At 71.2% G+C, this 15262-nt stretch carries 15 protein-coding genes; 3 read left to right on the top strand and 12 right to left on the bottom strand.

The window, feature by feature from the left end; genetic code table 11:
- Positions 1–21: 21 nt before the first annotated feature.
- A complete protein-coding gene (locus AB5J62_RS15280; protein WP_370948864.1) occupies positions 22–2619 on the top strand; it encodes a CHAT domain-containing protein in 2598 nt (865 codons plus the stop codon).
- Positions 2620–2626: 7 nt separating this feature from the next.
- Here AB5J62_RS15280 and AB5J62_RS15285 read toward each other — a convergent pair whose 3' ends face one another.
- Positions 2627–3796 carry an acetyl-CoA C-acyltransferase gene (locus tag AB5J62_RS15285; RefSeq protein WP_370948866.1) on the bottom strand — a complete coding sequence of 390 codons (1170 nt, stop codon included), beginning with the start codon at positions 3794–3796 and terminating at the stop codon, positions 2627–2629.
- 89 nt (positions 3797–3885) lie between these two features.
- Here AB5J62_RS15285 and AB5J62_RS15290 point away from each other — a divergent pair, with 89 nt between their 5' ends.
- Entirely contained in the window at positions 3886–4323 is a 438-nt protein-coding gene (locus tag AB5J62_RS15290) for a winged helix-turn-helix transcriptional regulator (RefSeq protein WP_370948867.1), read from the top strand.
- An 89-nt stretch (positions 4324–4412) separates the two neighbouring features.
- A complete protein-coding gene (locus AB5J62_RS15295; protein ID WP_370948868.1) occupies positions 4413–5213 on the top strand; it encodes an alpha/beta fold hydrolase in 801 nt (266 codons plus the stop codon).
- Between the two features lie 84 nt (positions 5214–5297).
- Here AB5J62_RS15295 and AB5J62_RS15300 read toward each other — a convergent pair whose 3' ends face one another.
- The 11 genes from AB5J62_RS15300 to AB5J62_RS15350 all read right to left on the bottom strand — a co-directional run bounded on the left by AB5J62_RS15300 (position 5298) and on the right by AB5J62_RS15350 (position 15209).
- Positions 5298–6035: an energy-coupling factor ABC transporter ATP-binding protein gene (locus tag AB5J62_RS15300; protein WP_370948869.1), complete on the bottom strand. Its 738-nt coding sequence runs from the start codon at positions 6033–6035 to the stop codon at positions 5298–5300.
- Positions 6028–6828, bottom strand: a complete 801-nt coding sequence (gene cbiQ, locus AB5J62_RS15305; protein WP_370948870.1) for a cobalt ECF transporter T component CbiQ — start codon at positions 6826–6828, stop codon at positions 6028–6030. Before cbiQ ends, AB5J62_RS15300 begins: the two co-directional genes overlap by 8 nt.
- Positions 6825–7757, bottom strand: coding sequence for a cobalt transporter CbiM (gene cbiM / locus AB5J62_RS15310; RefSeq protein ID WP_370948871.1), 933 nt, complete (start codon positions 7755–7757; stop codon positions 6825–6827). The genes cbiQ and cbiM overlap by 4 nt, the downstream gene beginning before the upstream one ends.
- Before the next feature lie 65 nt (positions 7758–7822).
- Positions 7823–8377 carry a sigma-70 family RNA polymerase sigma factor gene (locus AB5J62_RS15315; protein ID WP_370950269.1) on the bottom strand — a complete coding sequence of 185 codons (555 nt, stop codon included), beginning with the start codon at positions 8375–8377 and terminating at the stop codon, positions 7823–7825.
- A 32-nt stretch (positions 8378–8409) separates the two neighbouring features.
- Positions 8410–9630 carry an amidase gene (locus AB5J62_RS15320; RefSeq protein WP_370948872.1) on the bottom strand — a complete coding sequence of 407 codons (1221 nt, stop codon included), beginning with the start codon at positions 9628–9630 and terminating at the stop codon, positions 8410–8412.
- 223 nt (positions 9631–9853) lie between these two features.
- Positions 9854–10267 carry an ATP-binding protein gene (locus AB5J62_RS15325; RefSeq protein WP_370948874.1) on the bottom strand — a complete coding sequence of 138 codons (414 nt, stop codon included), beginning with the start codon at positions 10265–10267 and terminating at the stop codon, positions 9854–9856.
- Positions 10268–10284: 17 nt separating this feature from the next.
- Complete coding sequence (locus tag AB5J62_RS15330; RefSeq protein WP_370948875.1) at positions 10285–11208, bottom strand: RluA family pseudouridine synthase; 924 nt, start codon at positions 11206–11208, stop codon at positions 10285–10287.
- Positions 11135–12520: an APC family permease gene (locus AB5J62_RS15335; protein WP_370948876.1), complete on the bottom strand. Its 1386-nt coding sequence runs from the start codon at positions 12518–12520 to the stop codon at positions 11135–11137. The genes AB5J62_RS15330 and AB5J62_RS15335 overlap by 74 nt, the downstream gene beginning before the upstream one ends.
- 96 nt (positions 12521–12616) lie before the next feature.
- A complete protein-coding gene (locus tag AB5J62_RS15340) occupies positions 12617–13111 on the bottom strand; it encodes a hypothetical protein (protein ID WP_370948877.1) in 495 nt (164 codons plus the stop codon).
- Positions 13108–14523 (bottom strand): ATP-binding protein, encoded by a 1416-nt coding sequence (locus AB5J62_RS15345; RefSeq protein ID WP_370948878.1) that lies wholly within the window; start codon positions 14521–14523, stop codon positions 13108–13110. Before AB5J62_RS15345 ends, AB5J62_RS15340 begins: the two co-directional genes overlap by 4 nt.
- Positions 14520–15209, bottom strand: coding sequence for a response regulator (locus AB5J62_RS15350; protein WP_370948880.1), 690 nt, complete (start codon positions 15207–15209; stop codon positions 14520–14522). Before AB5J62_RS15350 ends, AB5J62_RS15345 begins: the two co-directional genes overlap by 4 nt.
- Positions 15210–15262 lie beyond the last annotated feature (53 nt).

Here is a 15262-nt window from a genome sequence, read left to right on the forward strand (position 1 = left end):
GCCCGGTCTACCATTCTTGCTGTGACGGGGGAAGGCGGAACCGCCGGGCCTGCGCCGAACGGACCAGCCGAGCTGCTGACCCTCGCCGCGTCGCGCCCGCGTGAGGCCATGACCAGGGCCCGCGCGCTGCTCGCCGCGTCGCCGAGCCGGGCCGACGCTTCGGTCTGCCGTCAGGTGATCGGCATCGTCCTGCGTGACTTCGGGGACATCGCCGAGTCGATCGGCCAGCTCCGCGCCGCGCTGCGGCTCGCGCGGGGGACCGCCGACCGTGAGGCCGACGTGCTGGCGACCTTGGGCGCGACCCTCGTCTACGCCGGGCGCACCAGGCAGGGGCTCGACGCGCTGGGCGAGGCGGTCCGGCTCGCCGGTCCCGGGCTCGCCGGCCGGGTGCTCGTCCGCCGGGGTGTCGCGCTGCAGCTGCTCGGACGGCCCCGCGAGGCGATGGACGACCTGCGCCCGGCGATCGAGCTGCTCGACGGCGACCCGATCTGGGCGGCCCGCGCGCTGACCACGCGGGCGTTCGCGCAGCTCGCGCTCGGCGCCACCGAGCGGGCGGAAGCCGACATCGGCGCCGCCGCCCGGCTGCTCGCCGAGGCGGGCCAGGAGCTGGAATCGGCGTTCGCCCAGCACAATCGCGGGCTGGTCGCGTCCCGCTCCGGCAACCCGCCGCTGGCGCTGTCGTTCTTCGACGAGGCGGCCAGGCAGTACGCGCGGCTCGAAGCCACCGTGCCCGATCTCAGCCTCGACCGCTGCTCGGTGCTGCTCGCGGCGGGGTTGCCGCGTGACGCGCTCGACGAGGCCGTCGCGGCGATCAAGGTGATCGACGAGATCCGCGGCCAGGCCACGAAGAAGGCCGAACTCCTGCTCGCCGCCGCGACGGCCGCGCTTGCCGCGGGCGATCCCGAGGCCGCGACCGAGCAGGCGCGCACGGCGTACCGGATGTTCGGCGCGCAGCAACGGCCGTGGTGGCGGGCAGGCGCGCGGTTGCTGCTGCTCCAGGCCAGGTTCGAGAGCGGCGAGGTGACCGGCGGGCTGCTGCGCCAGGCCGAGCTGACCGCGAAGGCGTTGGCGGAACTGGGCTCGGAACAGGCGTTGCGCGCGCATCTGCTGGCAGGCCGGATCGCGCTGGCGAGAGGCAAACGTGCCGTGGCCGAGCGGCATTTCGCGGCCGTCACCCCGGCCAGGCGCAGCGGTCCCGCACTGTCGCGTGTGGAGGGTTGGCTCGCCGAGGCGCTGCGCGCGGAGGCCGCCGGCGACGTCCGCCGGATGCTCAGCGCCTGCCGGACCGGGCTCGACCTGGTCGACGGCTACCGGCTCACCCTCGGCGCCTCGGAACTGCGCGCGCACGCGACCGCGCACGGCGCCGAACTCGCCGCGATGGCGCAGCGGCACGTCCTGCGTGCGCAACCGCCGCGCGGCCTGCTCGTGTGGAGCGAGCGCTGGCGGGCGGCCGCGCTGGCCGTGCCGAGGGTCGCGCCGCCGGAGGATCCGGCACTGCAGTCCGAGCTGACCGCGCTGCGCGAGGTCAGCAGCCTGGCCACGCCCGGTTCCCGCCGGGAGCAGCGGCGGCTGGAGAACGCCATCCGCGCGCGGGTGCTGCGGACCCAGGGCGGCGGCGAGTTCGACGGGCACCGGCTCGACGTGCCCACGCTGCTCGGCGCGCTCGGCCCGGCGCGGCTGGTCGAGATCGTCGACGTCGACGGCGAGCTGCACGTGCTGGTCTGCGGCGGCGGCGAGGTGCGCCGGTTCACGGCGGGCTCGGTCGCCGAAGCGGGCCGCGAGGCCGATTTCGCCAGGCTGGGCCTCACCACGCTGGGCGCCAACCGCACGACCCGGCGCGTCGACCCGGCACTCGGCATGGTCGAGTTCACCGGCGAACGCCTCGAACGGCTCCTGCTCGGCGCCGCCGCCGGTCACCTCGGCGACGGCCCGGTGATCGTCGTGCCACCCGCCGCGCTGCACGCGATCCCGTGGGCGGTGCTGCCCGCGCTGCGGCATCGCGAGCTGAGCGTCGCGCCGTCCGCGAGCGTGTGGCTGCGGGCCAGGAACGCCGTCGCGCCGCGCCGCCGTGACGTGGTGCTGGTGCGCGGCCCCGGCCTGGAGACCGGGGGAGCCGAGGTGCCCGCGCTCGCGAAGGAATACGACGACGTCGTCGAACTCGGCCAGGGCGCGGCGACGGCGGGCCGGGTGCTCGCCGCGCTCGACGGCGCCTGGCTCGCGCACATCGCGGCGCACGGCACGTTCCGCGCGGACAGCCCGATGTTCTCCTCGCTGCGGATGGACGACGGGCCGTTGACCGTGCACGACTTCGAACGCCTCCGCCGCGCGCCGCACCGGCTCGTGCTCTCCAGCTGCGACTCCGGGCGGCTCGCCACGACCGGCGCCGACGAGCTGCTCGGGCTCACCAGCAGCCTGGTCCCGCTGGGCACGGCCGGGATCATCGCGAGCGTGGTCCCGGTCAACGACGCCGCCGTCGTCCCGCTGATGGTCGAAACGCACCGCCACCTGCGCCGGGGCGCCTCACTCGCGGGCGCGCTGAGCGCGGCCCGGCACGCGCTGCGCGACGATCAGCTGGTGACGGTGACGGGCTTGTCCTTCATCGCGCTGGGTGCCGGCTGAGGCACGGTCACAGCAGCTCCAGGATGGTCGCGTTGGCCTGGCCGCCGCCCTCGCACATGGTCTGCAGGCCGTAGCGCGCCCCGCGCTGCTGCATCGCCGCGAGCAGGGTGCCCATCAGCCGGGTGCCGCTCGCGCCGAGCGGATGGCCGAGCGCGATGGCGCCACCGTTGACGTTGACCTTCGACGGGTCGGCGCCGGTCTCCTGCAGCCAGGCCAGCACCACGCTGGCGAACGCCTCGTTGACCTCGAACAGGTCGATGTCGGCCAGCTTGAGGCCCGCGTTGCGCAGCACGCGCTCGGTCGCCGGGATGACACCGGTCAGCATCAGCAGCGGGTCCGAGCCGGTGACGGCGAAGCTGTGCAGCCGCGCGCGGGGGCGCAGGCCGAGCTTCGCGGCGGTCTCGCTGGAGGTGATCAGCACGGCCGAGGCGCCGTCGTTGATCGGGCTGCTGTTGCCCGCGGTGACCGACCAGTCGATCTGCGGGAAGCGGATGGCCATCGCCGGGTCGTAAAAGACGGGCTTGAGTCCACTGAGGACGTCCACTGTGGTGAACGGGCGCACGGACTCGTCCGTGGTCACGCCGTTGATCGGCACGAGCTGGCTCGCGAACCGGCCCTGCGCGTGCGCGAGTGCGGCCTTGTGGTGCGACTGGGCGGCGAACTCGTCCATCGCCTCGCGGCGCAACGACCACTTGGCGGCGATCAGCTCGGCGCTGATCCCTTGCGGGACAAGGCCTTCCGGATACCGGTGCGCGATACCCGGGCCGAACGGGTCGGCGCCTGGCGGCACGTTCGACCACATCGGCACCCGGCTCATCGACTCGACGCCGCCCGCGATGACCAGGTCGTACGCGCCGGACATGACACCCTGCGCGGCGAAGTGCACGGCCTGCTGGCTGCTGCCGCACTGCCGGTCGATGGTGGTCGCGGGCACCGTCTCCGGGAAGCCCGCACTGAGCACCGCCCAGCGCGTGGTGTTCTGCGCCTGCTCGCCGACCTGGTCGACGGCGCCGCCGATCACGTCGTCCACCAGCGCCGGGTCGATGCCGGTGCGCCGCACGAGCCGGTCGAGCACATGGGCGAAGAGGTTCACCGGGTGCACGTCGTGCAGGGCGCCGCCCGGCTTGCCCTTGCCCATCGGCGTGCGGACGGCGTCCACGATGACCGCGTCTCGCATGACTGCCTCCAGAAGTGAGTTGGAAAGTCCAACCTACTGTCGCACCACCTCAGTTGGAAATCAAGACCGACTCCGGCTAGAGTCGGGGGATGGCGAAACAAGCCAGGGAATGCTCGATCGCGAACGCGCTCGAGGTCGTCGGTGAGCGCTGGAGCCTGCTCGCGCTGCGCGAGGTCTTCTTCGGCGTCCGCCGGTTCGACCAGATCGCGCACAACACCGGGGCCAGCCGCGACATCCTCGCCACCCGGCTGCGCAAGCTCGTCGACGCCGGGCTGCTGGAAAAGAAGCAGTACGAAGCGCACCCGCCGCGTTACGAATACGTGCTCACCGAAGCGGGCCGCTCGCTCAACCTCGTGCTGCTGCAGCTGATGCGCTGGGGCGACCGGCACGTCACCGAGGGGCCGCCGCCCACGGTCTGGCGGCACGCCTGCGGCGAGATACTCGAGCCCAAGACCGTCTGCGCGCACTGCGACGCGCCGATCGAGCCGTCCGGCATGACCCTGGTCCGTAATTCGAGCGCGACCTGACGTTTCTTTCTGATCGGGAAGGTCCACCCGAACGTAGCATCCGCCCCCTAGGCTTAAAGCGCCCGAAGCGCGTACCGAGGGGATGGCAGATGGCGGTCGAGGAATACGAACAGGACGGCGTGTGGGTGATCCACGCGCGGCCGGAGGAAGAGACCCCCGGCTGGCCGCCGCTCGTCTTCGTGCACGGCGGCCAGCACGCGTCGTGGAGCTTCGACCACCTGCTGCCGTTCTTCGCCGACCGCGGCTGGGAGTGCCTCGCCTTCGACTGGTTCAACCACGGCCGCTCCCGCAAGACCGACGCCGAGACCTTCCTCAAGCGGGGCATCGGCGACGTCACCACCGAGATCGCCATCGTCTCGTCGCTGGCGGACGGCCCGCCGCTGCTGGTCGGCCACAGCATGGGCGCGGCCGCGTCCATGGCCTACGCGGCCTCGAACGCCGTCGCCGGGCTCGTCCTGCTGACCCCCGTCCTGCCCGCCGGTATCGGGGAGGCCGCGGACTCGGAGGCAGGCGAGTTCCCCATCGACATGGACCAGCTGGTCCCGCCGCTGCCGCTCGCCCGTGCGCGCGAGCTGTTCTTCACCTCGCTCGACGAGGTCTCGGCGCGCCGCTACACCCGGCTGCTGACCGCGGAGTCGCCGGTCGCCGTCCGGCAGGCCGCCGAAAGCTCACTCGAGGTCGACCTCGACGCGTTCGACGTCCCGTCGCTGGTGATCGCGGGCGGCAAGGACCGGATGTGCCCGCCCGCCGCGCAGGAGAAGCTCGCGACGGTCCTGGGTTCGGAGTACTTCGTGCTCGAGTCCGCCGGGCACGACGACATCCTGCTCCACCACGCGGCCTGGCAGGTCGTCGCGGCCCGCATCCACGACTGGCTCGCCGACACCATCTAAGACCGGGATAAAGCCCGCTTTACTCCCGGGGATAAAGCCCGCTTTATCTCGCGGAGTAAAGCCCGCTTTATCCCGGTCCTGGGGTCAGGCGGTGAGGTTGACCTGGGTCAGCAGGTCGGGGTCGAGGTCGTGTGGGGAGCCGGAGCCTGCGATGCGGTGGTCTTCGTCGAAGACGATGCAGCGGTCGGCGATGCGGGGCAGGACGTCGAGGTCGTGGGTGGCGTGGACGATCGTCTTGCCCGCCGCGGCGAGCTGCTCGATGAGGTCGATGAGCCAGCGGCGGCTGCGGGGGTCGAGCGCGGCCGTCGGCTCGTCGAACAGGAGCACTTCGGGGTTCATCGCGAGCACGCTCGCGATCGCGACCTTCTTCTTCTGGCCGCCCGAGAGCTGGAACGGGGTCCGGTCGGCGAGGCCGGTGATCCCGAGCATCGCGAGGACGTCCGCGACCCGGCCTTCCGTCTCCGCCGAGGAAAGCCCGAGCTGCGCCGGTCCGAAAGCGACTTCCTCGGCGACCGTGGGGGAGAAGACCTGGGCGTCGGAGTTCTGGAACACGAAGCCCACCCGCCCGCGGAACGCGGCCGAGAACTGCTCGTCCTCCAGCGCGTCTTCGGTGACTTCCTGCCCGAAAGCCGTGTAGCGGCCCGAATCAGGGAAGAGCAGCCCGTCGAGGATCTTGAGCAACGTCGACTTCCCGCAGCCGTTCGCGCCGAGCAGCGCCAGCCGTTCGCCCGCGTGGACTTCGAGCGAGACGCCGTCGAGCGCGGTGAAGCGATCGAGGTAGGCGAAGCGCAGATTTTCGCAGCGCAGCAACGGTTCAGCCACGGTAACCCCGCGAAACCATGGCCTGGTGGACCTCTTCGGCCATGTGATGCGCCTTCCCGAGCACCGCGCCCGCCGAAGCGGCGACGAACCGGCGCGACGCCTTGTCGTGCCGCTGCCTGCCGACCGAACGCGCCTTGCGTGCCTCGTACATCTCCAGCACGACCGTGAGCAGATAAAACAGGTACCGGTACGCCATCCCGACGATCTGCACGAACATCCTCGGCACGCCCAGTCCTCGCAATCCGGCGAGCAGGCGTGGCCACGAGGTCGTGGAACTGAGCAGCACCACCAACGAGACCGAGACGGCCACGCGCAATACGATCAGCAGCGCCGAGTTCAGGCCTGGCGCGGTGAAACCCTGCGGCTGCCCGTTCCAGTGCCACAGCGTCAGCACGATCCGGCCGGGCGTGACCAGGCTGAGCGTCGCGGGCAGGACCATGATCCCGGTGAAGATCGGCACGAACAGCCACACGCGCTTCACGAAGTACAGCACCGGCAACCCGGACAGCGCGCCGAGCCCGAGCGTCACGAGATAGAACGCGGCGAGCGCCCACGGCGTGTGCGTGAAACCCACCGCGATGAGGAGGCCGAAAACCGCCACGATCTTGAGCCTGGGGTCGAGGCGTTGCAGGAAACCGTTGTGCCGCGCCAAGTCCTCCGAGAACAGCGTCTGCCGCAACAGGTTCGCGTCGCCCTTGAGCGTCTTCTCGACGTAGGAACCCTTGGCGCGCTTGCCGATACAGCCGCACGGGCACAGCGCGGGCTCGCGTTCGAGCAGCCAGGCAGGGGTCACCGCCTGGCCCTGACCTTGCCGATCAGGAACACCGTCGCGCCGACCACGGCCACCCCGATCACCGCGCACACCACGTACGCCAGCCACGGCGGCCCGCCGAAGCCGTAGCCGTCGAACGGGATCGTGGTCCAGACCCTGGCGCTTTCCGGCGCGTCCTCCCCGAACGCCTCGCCGGTGGCCAGCAAGCCCAGCGGGGTCAGCACGACCAGTGCCGCGATCGCGGCCCAGCCCACCCAAGGCCGCTTCAGCTCCGAGTCGTTGGTCCGCAGCAACGGCAGGTTCGCCCGTTGCAGATACGCGACGACCCCGCCGCTCAGCGCGGCCTCGGCGAACCCGGCGACCAGCAGATGCGCGAGCAGCATCGCGGGGATCGTCTGCGACAGGTGATACGGCGAATACAGCGGCGCGCCCGCCGCGTCGTGGAACAGCGAGGGCTGGATGCCGAGTTCGATCCCGGTCAGCAGCGCCGCGACGGTGATGCCGACGTAGCCGCCGACCGCCGCGCCGAGCACCCGGCGCGGACTCGTCGGCTCGGAGTTGCCGGAGATCAGCTTGTACAGCCCGTACGCCACGAAAGGCATGGCCACGGCCATGTTCGCGACATTGGCGCCGTACGCGAGCACGCCGCCGTCGCCGAACAGCAGCGCCTGGAACAGCAGCGCGACCGCCACCGCGATCATCGCCGCCCACGGCCCCAGCACGATCGCGATCACCCCGGCGCCGACCGCGTGCGCGGTGGTCCCGTCGGGGATCGGGATGTTGAACATCATCACCAGGAAACTGACCGCCGAGAACATCGCCAGCGTCGGCACCTGCCGGGTCTTGACCACGGTCTTCACCTTGCGCACGGCCACCGCCAGCGCGGGCACCGCCACCGCGTAGCCGACGGCGCAGGTCGCCGGGCTCAGATATCCGTCAGGGATGTGCACGCCGTTCAGTCAACGCCGAGGCCGCCATTGATTCAAGGGTCAACACATGATCAGACGCTCAGATATCACATGGCCTGCGCGGTCGTGGCGGCGAGCAGGTCCTCACGGGCGCGGGCGACCCGCGACCGGACGGTGCCGACCGGGCAGCCGCAGACCTCGGCGGCCTCGTCGTAGGACAGGCCGAGCACCTGCGTCAGCACCAGCACCTCGCGCCGGTCCTGGGGGAGCGCGTCGAGCAGCAGGCCCAGTTCGACCAGGTCTTCGAAGCTGGAGCCGCGCGGCGCCTGGCGTTCGGCGGCCGCCTCCCAGTCGGTGTGACCGGAGATCTTGGGCCGGGCGCTCGCGGCACGGTACTGGTCGACGACGACGCGGCGGCCGATCGCAAGCAGCCAGGTGCGCGACGAGGAGCGGCCGGCGAACCGGCCGAGGCTCTGGAACGCGCGGAGGTAGGTCTCCTGCGTGAGATCGTCGGCCGAGCGCGGCTCGGTGAGGTGGGCGAGGAACCGCCACACGTCCGCTTGCGTGGCCCGCACCCAGGCTTCGAGCGCTGTGCGGTCGCCGCGTCCCGCCGCGATCGCCAGCGCGGTGACTCGCTCGTCTTCGCCTGTCTTGGCCACGATTCGTGATCCTAAGGCAGGCACCTGAGCGCTTCTTAAGTACTGGGACGCCTGAGCGGCCGCTCGATGGCGCTGCCTAGTAGGCACAGTGCCGCCTCGCCATGTGGCGGGCCGATGAGCTGGGCGCCGACCGGGAGGCCGTCGTCGTCGGTGCCCGCCGGCACGCTCAGCGCGGGATGGCCGGTGACCGAGGCGAGCGCGGTGAGCCGCGCGTACGCCGACTCGACCGGCTCCGTGTGCCCGTTGACCGAGACGGTCGTCGCGTCCGTCCAGGTCGCGGTGACCGGCACGGTGGGCACCAGCACCGCCGAAAGTCCTTGCCGTGACAGGACTTCTTCGAGCTCACGGCGGACGGCCGCGGCGATGCGCAGCGCGCGCAGATAGTCCGTTGTGGACACCAGGGCGCCTTCGCGGATCAACGCGGCCATGGGCGCGGTCAGCCCGTCCGGCTGCCCGGCGAGCGGACCCGACCACAGCGCGGCCGCCTCGGCAGGCATGATCACCGAAGCCGCCGCCTGCGCGTGCGACCGGGCCAGCGGCAGCGCGATGGTCACCAGGTCGACGCCCGCCGCCCGCAGTCCGGCCGCGGTGTGCGCGAGCACCGCCGCGACGGCCGGGCTGACGTGGTGTTCCCAGAGATGACCCGGCCAGCCCACGCGCAGGCCGTCGACGGTTTCGGGCGCCGGCGTGACGATCCCGCCGAGCACCCGGTACGCGGCCAGGCACTCGGCGGCCGTGCGGGCCAGCGGGCCGACGGTGTCCAGCGAAGGCGCCAGCGGGGTGACGCCGCGACGCGAGACCGTGCCCGCCGTCGGGCGCAGCCCCGCGACCCCGCAGAGCGCGGCCGGGATGCGCAGCGAGCCCGCGGTGTCGGTGCCCAGTGCCAGCCGCACCGAGCCGTCGGCGACGGAGACCGCCGCGCCGCCGCTCGCCCCGCCCGCGTCGCGGCGGGGGTCCAGCGGGTGCGCGCAGCCGGGAGTCGTGACGCCCCAAGCGAGTTCGCCGACGCGTGTCCGTCCCGTGAGGACCGCGCCCGCGCGCCGCAGCCTGGCCACCACGCTCGCGTCTTCGACCGGGAGACGATGACCGAGGCCCGGCGTGCCACTGCGAGTCCACTGGCCCTCGACGTCGATGGTGTCGCTGACCGAGTACCGGACACCGCGCAGCTTCCGCACGACACCGTGGCCGGGCTCGTCGTCGAAGGCCGGGTCACCCAGCGGGGCTTCCCGCACCGCTTCGACGGCAGCCCAGTCCACAGTTGGAACATGGTAGTCCGGTGACCGCTTCGCACACCCAGCGTGAAATGACAAGTCTTTTCAGCGAAGATCAAAATTCTTGCCCTGCTACGGCTATAGTTAGTAAATTAGTCCCGGACGGGCGAGGACCTGCGTGACCATCCCGCGGCTCGGTCGTCCCTGTGTCGTGGGTGGGGCACGGCCAACCCCCAGTTTCAGGTGGTGTCCCACTCACGACGACCCTTCACGGGCGGACGGACTGTGTCAGTTCGATCCGCGCGAGCGGCGGGCTCAGGTTGGCCAGCAGCGAGCCGGCCAGCGTCTTCAGCAGCCGCCAGCCGAACGAACTCGTGTCCGCCGCCCACAGCGTCGGCGCCGTGACGGCCACGCGCACCTCGTCCCCGAGTGTCCAAAAACGACACCGCAGTTCCTCGAGCGGGTTGGCGACCGCGATCAGCAGCGCGCCTGCCTCGTCCACCGCCATCTTGAGGTCGGCGACCCCGTCCGGCCCGAATCCCGCGCGGACGGCGACGCCCTCGGTCACCGTGCGGAGCACCGCGAGCTGCCTGGGGTCGGCCGGAAGCCGCACATCGACGGCGCCGCCCGGCAGGTCTGGCGGCTCCGGGTCCTGTGCTTGTCCGTTCCATCGTGGTGCCATGGAAACGGAGTACCCACTCAACCCGGAACTGACACCGGCCAGGTGGAAAGCGCGGCGCGGCTTTCGAAGCGGCGTGGTTCGCCGGTCAGCGGATCGGTGAATTCGAGCGTCTTCGCGAGCAATTGCAGCGGGCTGGAGAAATCGTCGAGCGGCGTTTCGCGCAGCACCGGATAGAAGTCGTCGTTGACGATCGGCAACCCGAGCCCGCTCATGTGCAGCCGCAGCTGATGGGTGCGCCCGGTGTGCGGGGTCAGCCGGTACCGGCCCAGCTCTCCTCGGTGTTCCAGCAGCTCGACGTGGCTTTCCGCGTTGGGCTCGCCGGGCACCTCGTACGCGGTGATCACGCCGCGCTCCTTGACGATCCGGCTGCGCACGGTCGTCGGCAGCGCGACGTCCGGGTCGTACGCCGCGATCGCCTCGTATTCCTTGCGCACCGCGCGGTCTTTGAAAAGGTTCTGATATGCGCCGCGATGCGACGGCGTGATCACGAACATCACCAGCCCGGCGGTGACCCGGTCCAAGCGGTGCGCGGGGCTGAGCGTCGGCAGCTCGAGCGACTGCCGCAGCCGCACGAGCGCCGTTTCGAGAATGTGCTGACCGCGGGGAATGGTCGCCAGGAAATGCGGTTTGTCGACCACCAGCAGATGCTCGTCGCGGTGCACGATGCCGATGTCGAACGGCACCGGCACCTCGACGGGCAGATCACGGTGGAACCAGATGAACGAGTTGGGCACGAACGGCGCGTCCGGCCCGAGCGGGCCGTCGAGCCCGACGATCCGGCCCAGTTCCAGCATCTCGTCGATCCGGCCCGGATCGAGCCGGGGCAGCCGCTCGACCAGGTGCTCGCGCAAGGTCAGCCAGGGACCCTCAGCCGGCATCTTCAGCCGCGCCGGGTCCAGACCGTGCCGCTGCGGCAACGGCGGCTGGAGCTTGCGTCTCACCCTCGAACCCTAACCGGTTCACCCTTTTACGGCGCACCACCCACCACACCAGGCCACCGGCCAGCCAGGCGACCAGCGCGACGGCGATCGACGTGGTCAGCTGCTTGCCCAGCACCCAGGCCTCGACACCCAGCACGCACAACCCGATCCCGACCAATACCCGGTGCAGTACGGGCCGCAGGCGGAACGGCGCCGCGGCCTCCTCAGCGGGGAAACGCTTACGCAGCCGCAAGGACGCCGTGATGATCACCGCGAGCGCGACGATCTCGGCGATCGAGGCCGCGCCCGCCAGCGCCTCGATGCTGAACCCGCCGAGCACCGGCCCGATCCCGATCAGGTACAGCCCGAACAACAGCCAGTGCGGCGACCCGTGGCGGTTCAGCGCGCCCGCGCGGCGCGGGAACCAGCCGTCGCCGATGGCCGCGAGCACTGGCCGGGTGGCCGCCATCATCAGCGCGTTGATGTGCCCGATCACCGACACCACCGCGCCGCCGAGCACGAAGAACGCGAACCAGCCCGAAGAGAGGATGTGCTTGGCCACCACGGTCATCGGCTGCCCCGCGGTCTCCGAGACCGGCAGGATCGCGACCGACGGCAGCGCCATCAGGAAGTACAGGATCGCCGCCGCCGCCGTGCCGCCGATGATCGCCAGCGGGATGTCACGGCCCGGCCGTTTCATCTCGCGGCCCATCTCGGCCACGTAGGTGCCGCCGTTGGTCGCGAAGGTCAGCAGCGCCGCCGCGGCCAGCAGCTGGCCGACCCCGTTCGGCGCCACCTCGGTCACCGCCGACCAGCGGACCTGCTTCATCCCGGTGATCGCGTAGGCCCCGAACGCGATCAGCATGATCCCGGCGAGCACCAGGCCCAGCCGGTTGGAGAAGCTGATCTGGACCAGGTTCGCGACGAAGAACAAGGTCAGCAGGCCCAGCGCGAACGGCGCGACCGGTATCGACGGCGCCAGCGCGTGCACGTATTCCGCCGCGGTGAGCGCCATCAGGCTCAGCTGGGTCGTGACGATCACGGCCAGCAGCATCGTCAGGTAGCCGGCCGACGGGCCGATCAGCCGCGCGGCGTAGCTGTAGCGCGCCCCGGTCACCGGGAGCGCGCTGCCGACCGCCGCGTACGGGATCGAGCACAGGATCACGGTCAGCGCCGCCATCAGGTACGCCACCGGCGCGCCGGTGCCGGTGATCGCGATGGCCGCGCCGGTCAGCGCGATCACCCCACCGCCGACGATCTGGTGGAACGAGATGCTCAGCGCCTGCGGCAGCGTGATCGTGCGCCGCAGGCCGGCGTCCACGGAGTCGGCCATGGTTCTCCTTCAGAAGTCACTACGCGGGCAGAGATCCCCCGACGGCGTAGGAGAAGGATCAACCGGTACGGACCGGAAACGTACTGGTGTCCGAGCTTATCCGTCACATCCGCGCTGCATGGTCGCGCCGTCCGCGCCGGTCAGCGTGACGACGTCCGGCCGGATGTTCCCGCTGCCGGTCGAGTTGAGCGCGGTCAGCGCCGTGCACGAGATCTGGCTCAGGCCGACCGGTGGAACGCCCTTCAGCGGGAACGACAGCGTGATGGTCAGCATGCTGTTGACGACCTCGTAGCCGACCAAGCCGCCTGAGGTGGGCAGGAAGGTGACCAGCCCGCGTTTTCGCTCCTCGCTGTCGGGGCCTTTCGTCAGCAGGGTGAGCGAGTTCGACAGCAGACTCCGGCCGTCGGACGGCCGCGCGACGCCCTGGACACGGCCGTCGACCACGAAGAAGAGCACCAGTTCCGTCGGGGTCGCGCCGGAGGTCGCCCCGCGCGGGACGAAGGTCGGCGCGGGTCCCATCGGCACCGCTCCGGTCGCCTGGATGCCGCAGCCCGACAGCAGCAGCGCGAGTGCGATGACCAGTCGTTTCACCCGTGCCTCCTCGGCAGCCGCAGCACGAACCTGGCGCCGGTCCCGGTGTTGGACGGCACGATCACGCCGCCGTGCAGCTTGGCGTTCTCCTGCGCGATCGCGAGGCCGAGCCCGCTGCCCTCCGACCGCGCGCGTGAGCTGTCGGCCTTGGTGAACCGGTCGAACACGTGCGGCAGCATCGACTCCTCGATGCCGGGACCGTGGTCGGTCACCTCGATCCGCACCTCCCGCTCGTCACCGCGCAGCGCGATCTCGACCGGCGGGCGGCCGTGGCGCAGCGCGTTGCCGACCAGGTTGGCCACGATCAGGTCGAGCCTGCGCCGGTCGACCCATGCGGTGATCCCCTCGGGCAGATCCAGCACGAGGTCGGTGTCGGAACGCCAGCCGCGTGCCTGCAGGGTGTCGCGGATCGCGGTCGCCAGGTCCCACTCGTCCGCGAGGAGTTCGGCGCGGCCCGCGTCGAACCGAGAGATCTCGACCAGGTCCTGCACCAGCCGGGTGAGCCGCTTGGTCTCCTCGGACACGAGCCTGGCCGCGACCGCGGTGTCGGGCGGCAGGTGCGCGGCGTCCTCGTCGAGCACGTCGGTGACCGCGTTCATCGCGGCGAGCGGGGTGCGCAGCTCGTGGGAGACGTCGGCGACGAAGCGCCGCGCGTCGGCCTCCATCGCGCGCAGCTCGCCGACCGTGCGCTCCAGCTCGGACGCGGTGGTGTTGAAGGTGCTGACCAGCTCGGACAGCTCGTCGGACCCCTTGGGCTCCAGCCGGACGTCGAGCTTGCCGTGCCCGAGCTGGCGGGCGGCGGTGTTGAGCGCGCGCACCGGCCGGAGCACCTGGCGGGCGGCGAGCAGCGCGAGCGCGACGGCCAGCGGCAGCGCCAGCGCGGCGGTCTGCCACGCCCGGGTGGCCAGCTCGTCGATCGCGGTCTGCTGAGCGGTCAGCGGCACGCGCGCGTAGACCTCGATCCCGGTGTGCTCGACCTTGCCGTCCGGGTTCCGTTGCAGCACGGGGATGCCGAGGAAGACCACGGCGTAACCGCTCGAGTCGACCACCCGCTGGAACTGGTTGTTGTCGCTCGACGCGACCTGGGTGCGCAGTGCGTCGGGCAGTTCCTGGATCGCGGGCCCCGAGCCGTAGCGCTGGTTCTGGTAGACGACGACGGCGTTCGTCTTGAGCCGCCCGGCGAGCGTGCCGAGCATCGTCGGTGTCGGTGGCACCTCCAGCACCGGCAGGAACGCCTTGACCTGGTCGTTGAGCTGCTCCATGCCGGGGTCCTGCACCCCGACGAGGATCGTGGTGCGTGCGGAGAGGTACATCGAGCCGGACGCCGCGACGGCGCCGACGATGGTGATCACGGCGAACGCGGCCACCAGCCTCGGCCGCAGCCCCGAGACCCACTGCCTGAGCGAGGTCACGACTTGCCGAACCGGTACCCGAAGCCCCGTACGGTCTGCACGTGCTCGGGGTGCGCGGGCACGTCCTCGATCTTCGAGCGCAGCCGCTGCACGCAGGCGTCGACGAGCCGCGAGTCGCCGAGGTAGTCGTGGTCCCACACGGCGGCCAGTATCTGCTGGCGGCTGTAGACCTGGCCGGGCGTGCGGGACAGTTCCAGCAGCAGCTTCAGCTCGGTCGGGGTGAGCGGCACCGGCTCGCCCGCCTTGGTCACCAGCAGCCCGGTCCGGTCGATCTCCAGGTCACCGTGCTTTTCGACGGCTGGCTGATCGGCGGGCGGCCGCTCGGCGACCGCGCGCCGCAGCACCGCGCGGATCCGCGCGTCGAGCACCCGGGGCTCGATCGGCTTGACCACGTAGTCGTCCGCGCCGGCTTCGAGCCCGGCGACGATGTCGAAGTCGTCGCTGCGCGCGGTCAGCATGATGATCGGTATCTCACCCGACGCCCTGATCCGGCGGCACGTCTCGAACCCGTCGATCCCGGGCAGCATGAGGTCCAGCACGACGATGTCGGGCTGGGCGCTTTTCAAAGTCTCCAGCCCGAGTTCCCCGGATTCGCTGGTGTAGACCACATGTTGCTGACGGCGCAGGGCCAGTTCCAGCCCTTCCCGGATCGCCGGGTCGTCTTCGATCACCAAAACCACTGCCACAGCGGCCATTATTCGGATGTTCCGCCGAATTCGCGACTCAGGCCGATCTTGTA

It is taken from the genome of Amycolatopsis sp. cg5 (assembly GCF_041346955.1).
In the GTDB taxonomy this organism is placed as follows: Bacteria; Actinomycetota; Actinomycetes; order Mycobacteriales; family Pseudonocardiaceae; genus Amycolatopsis.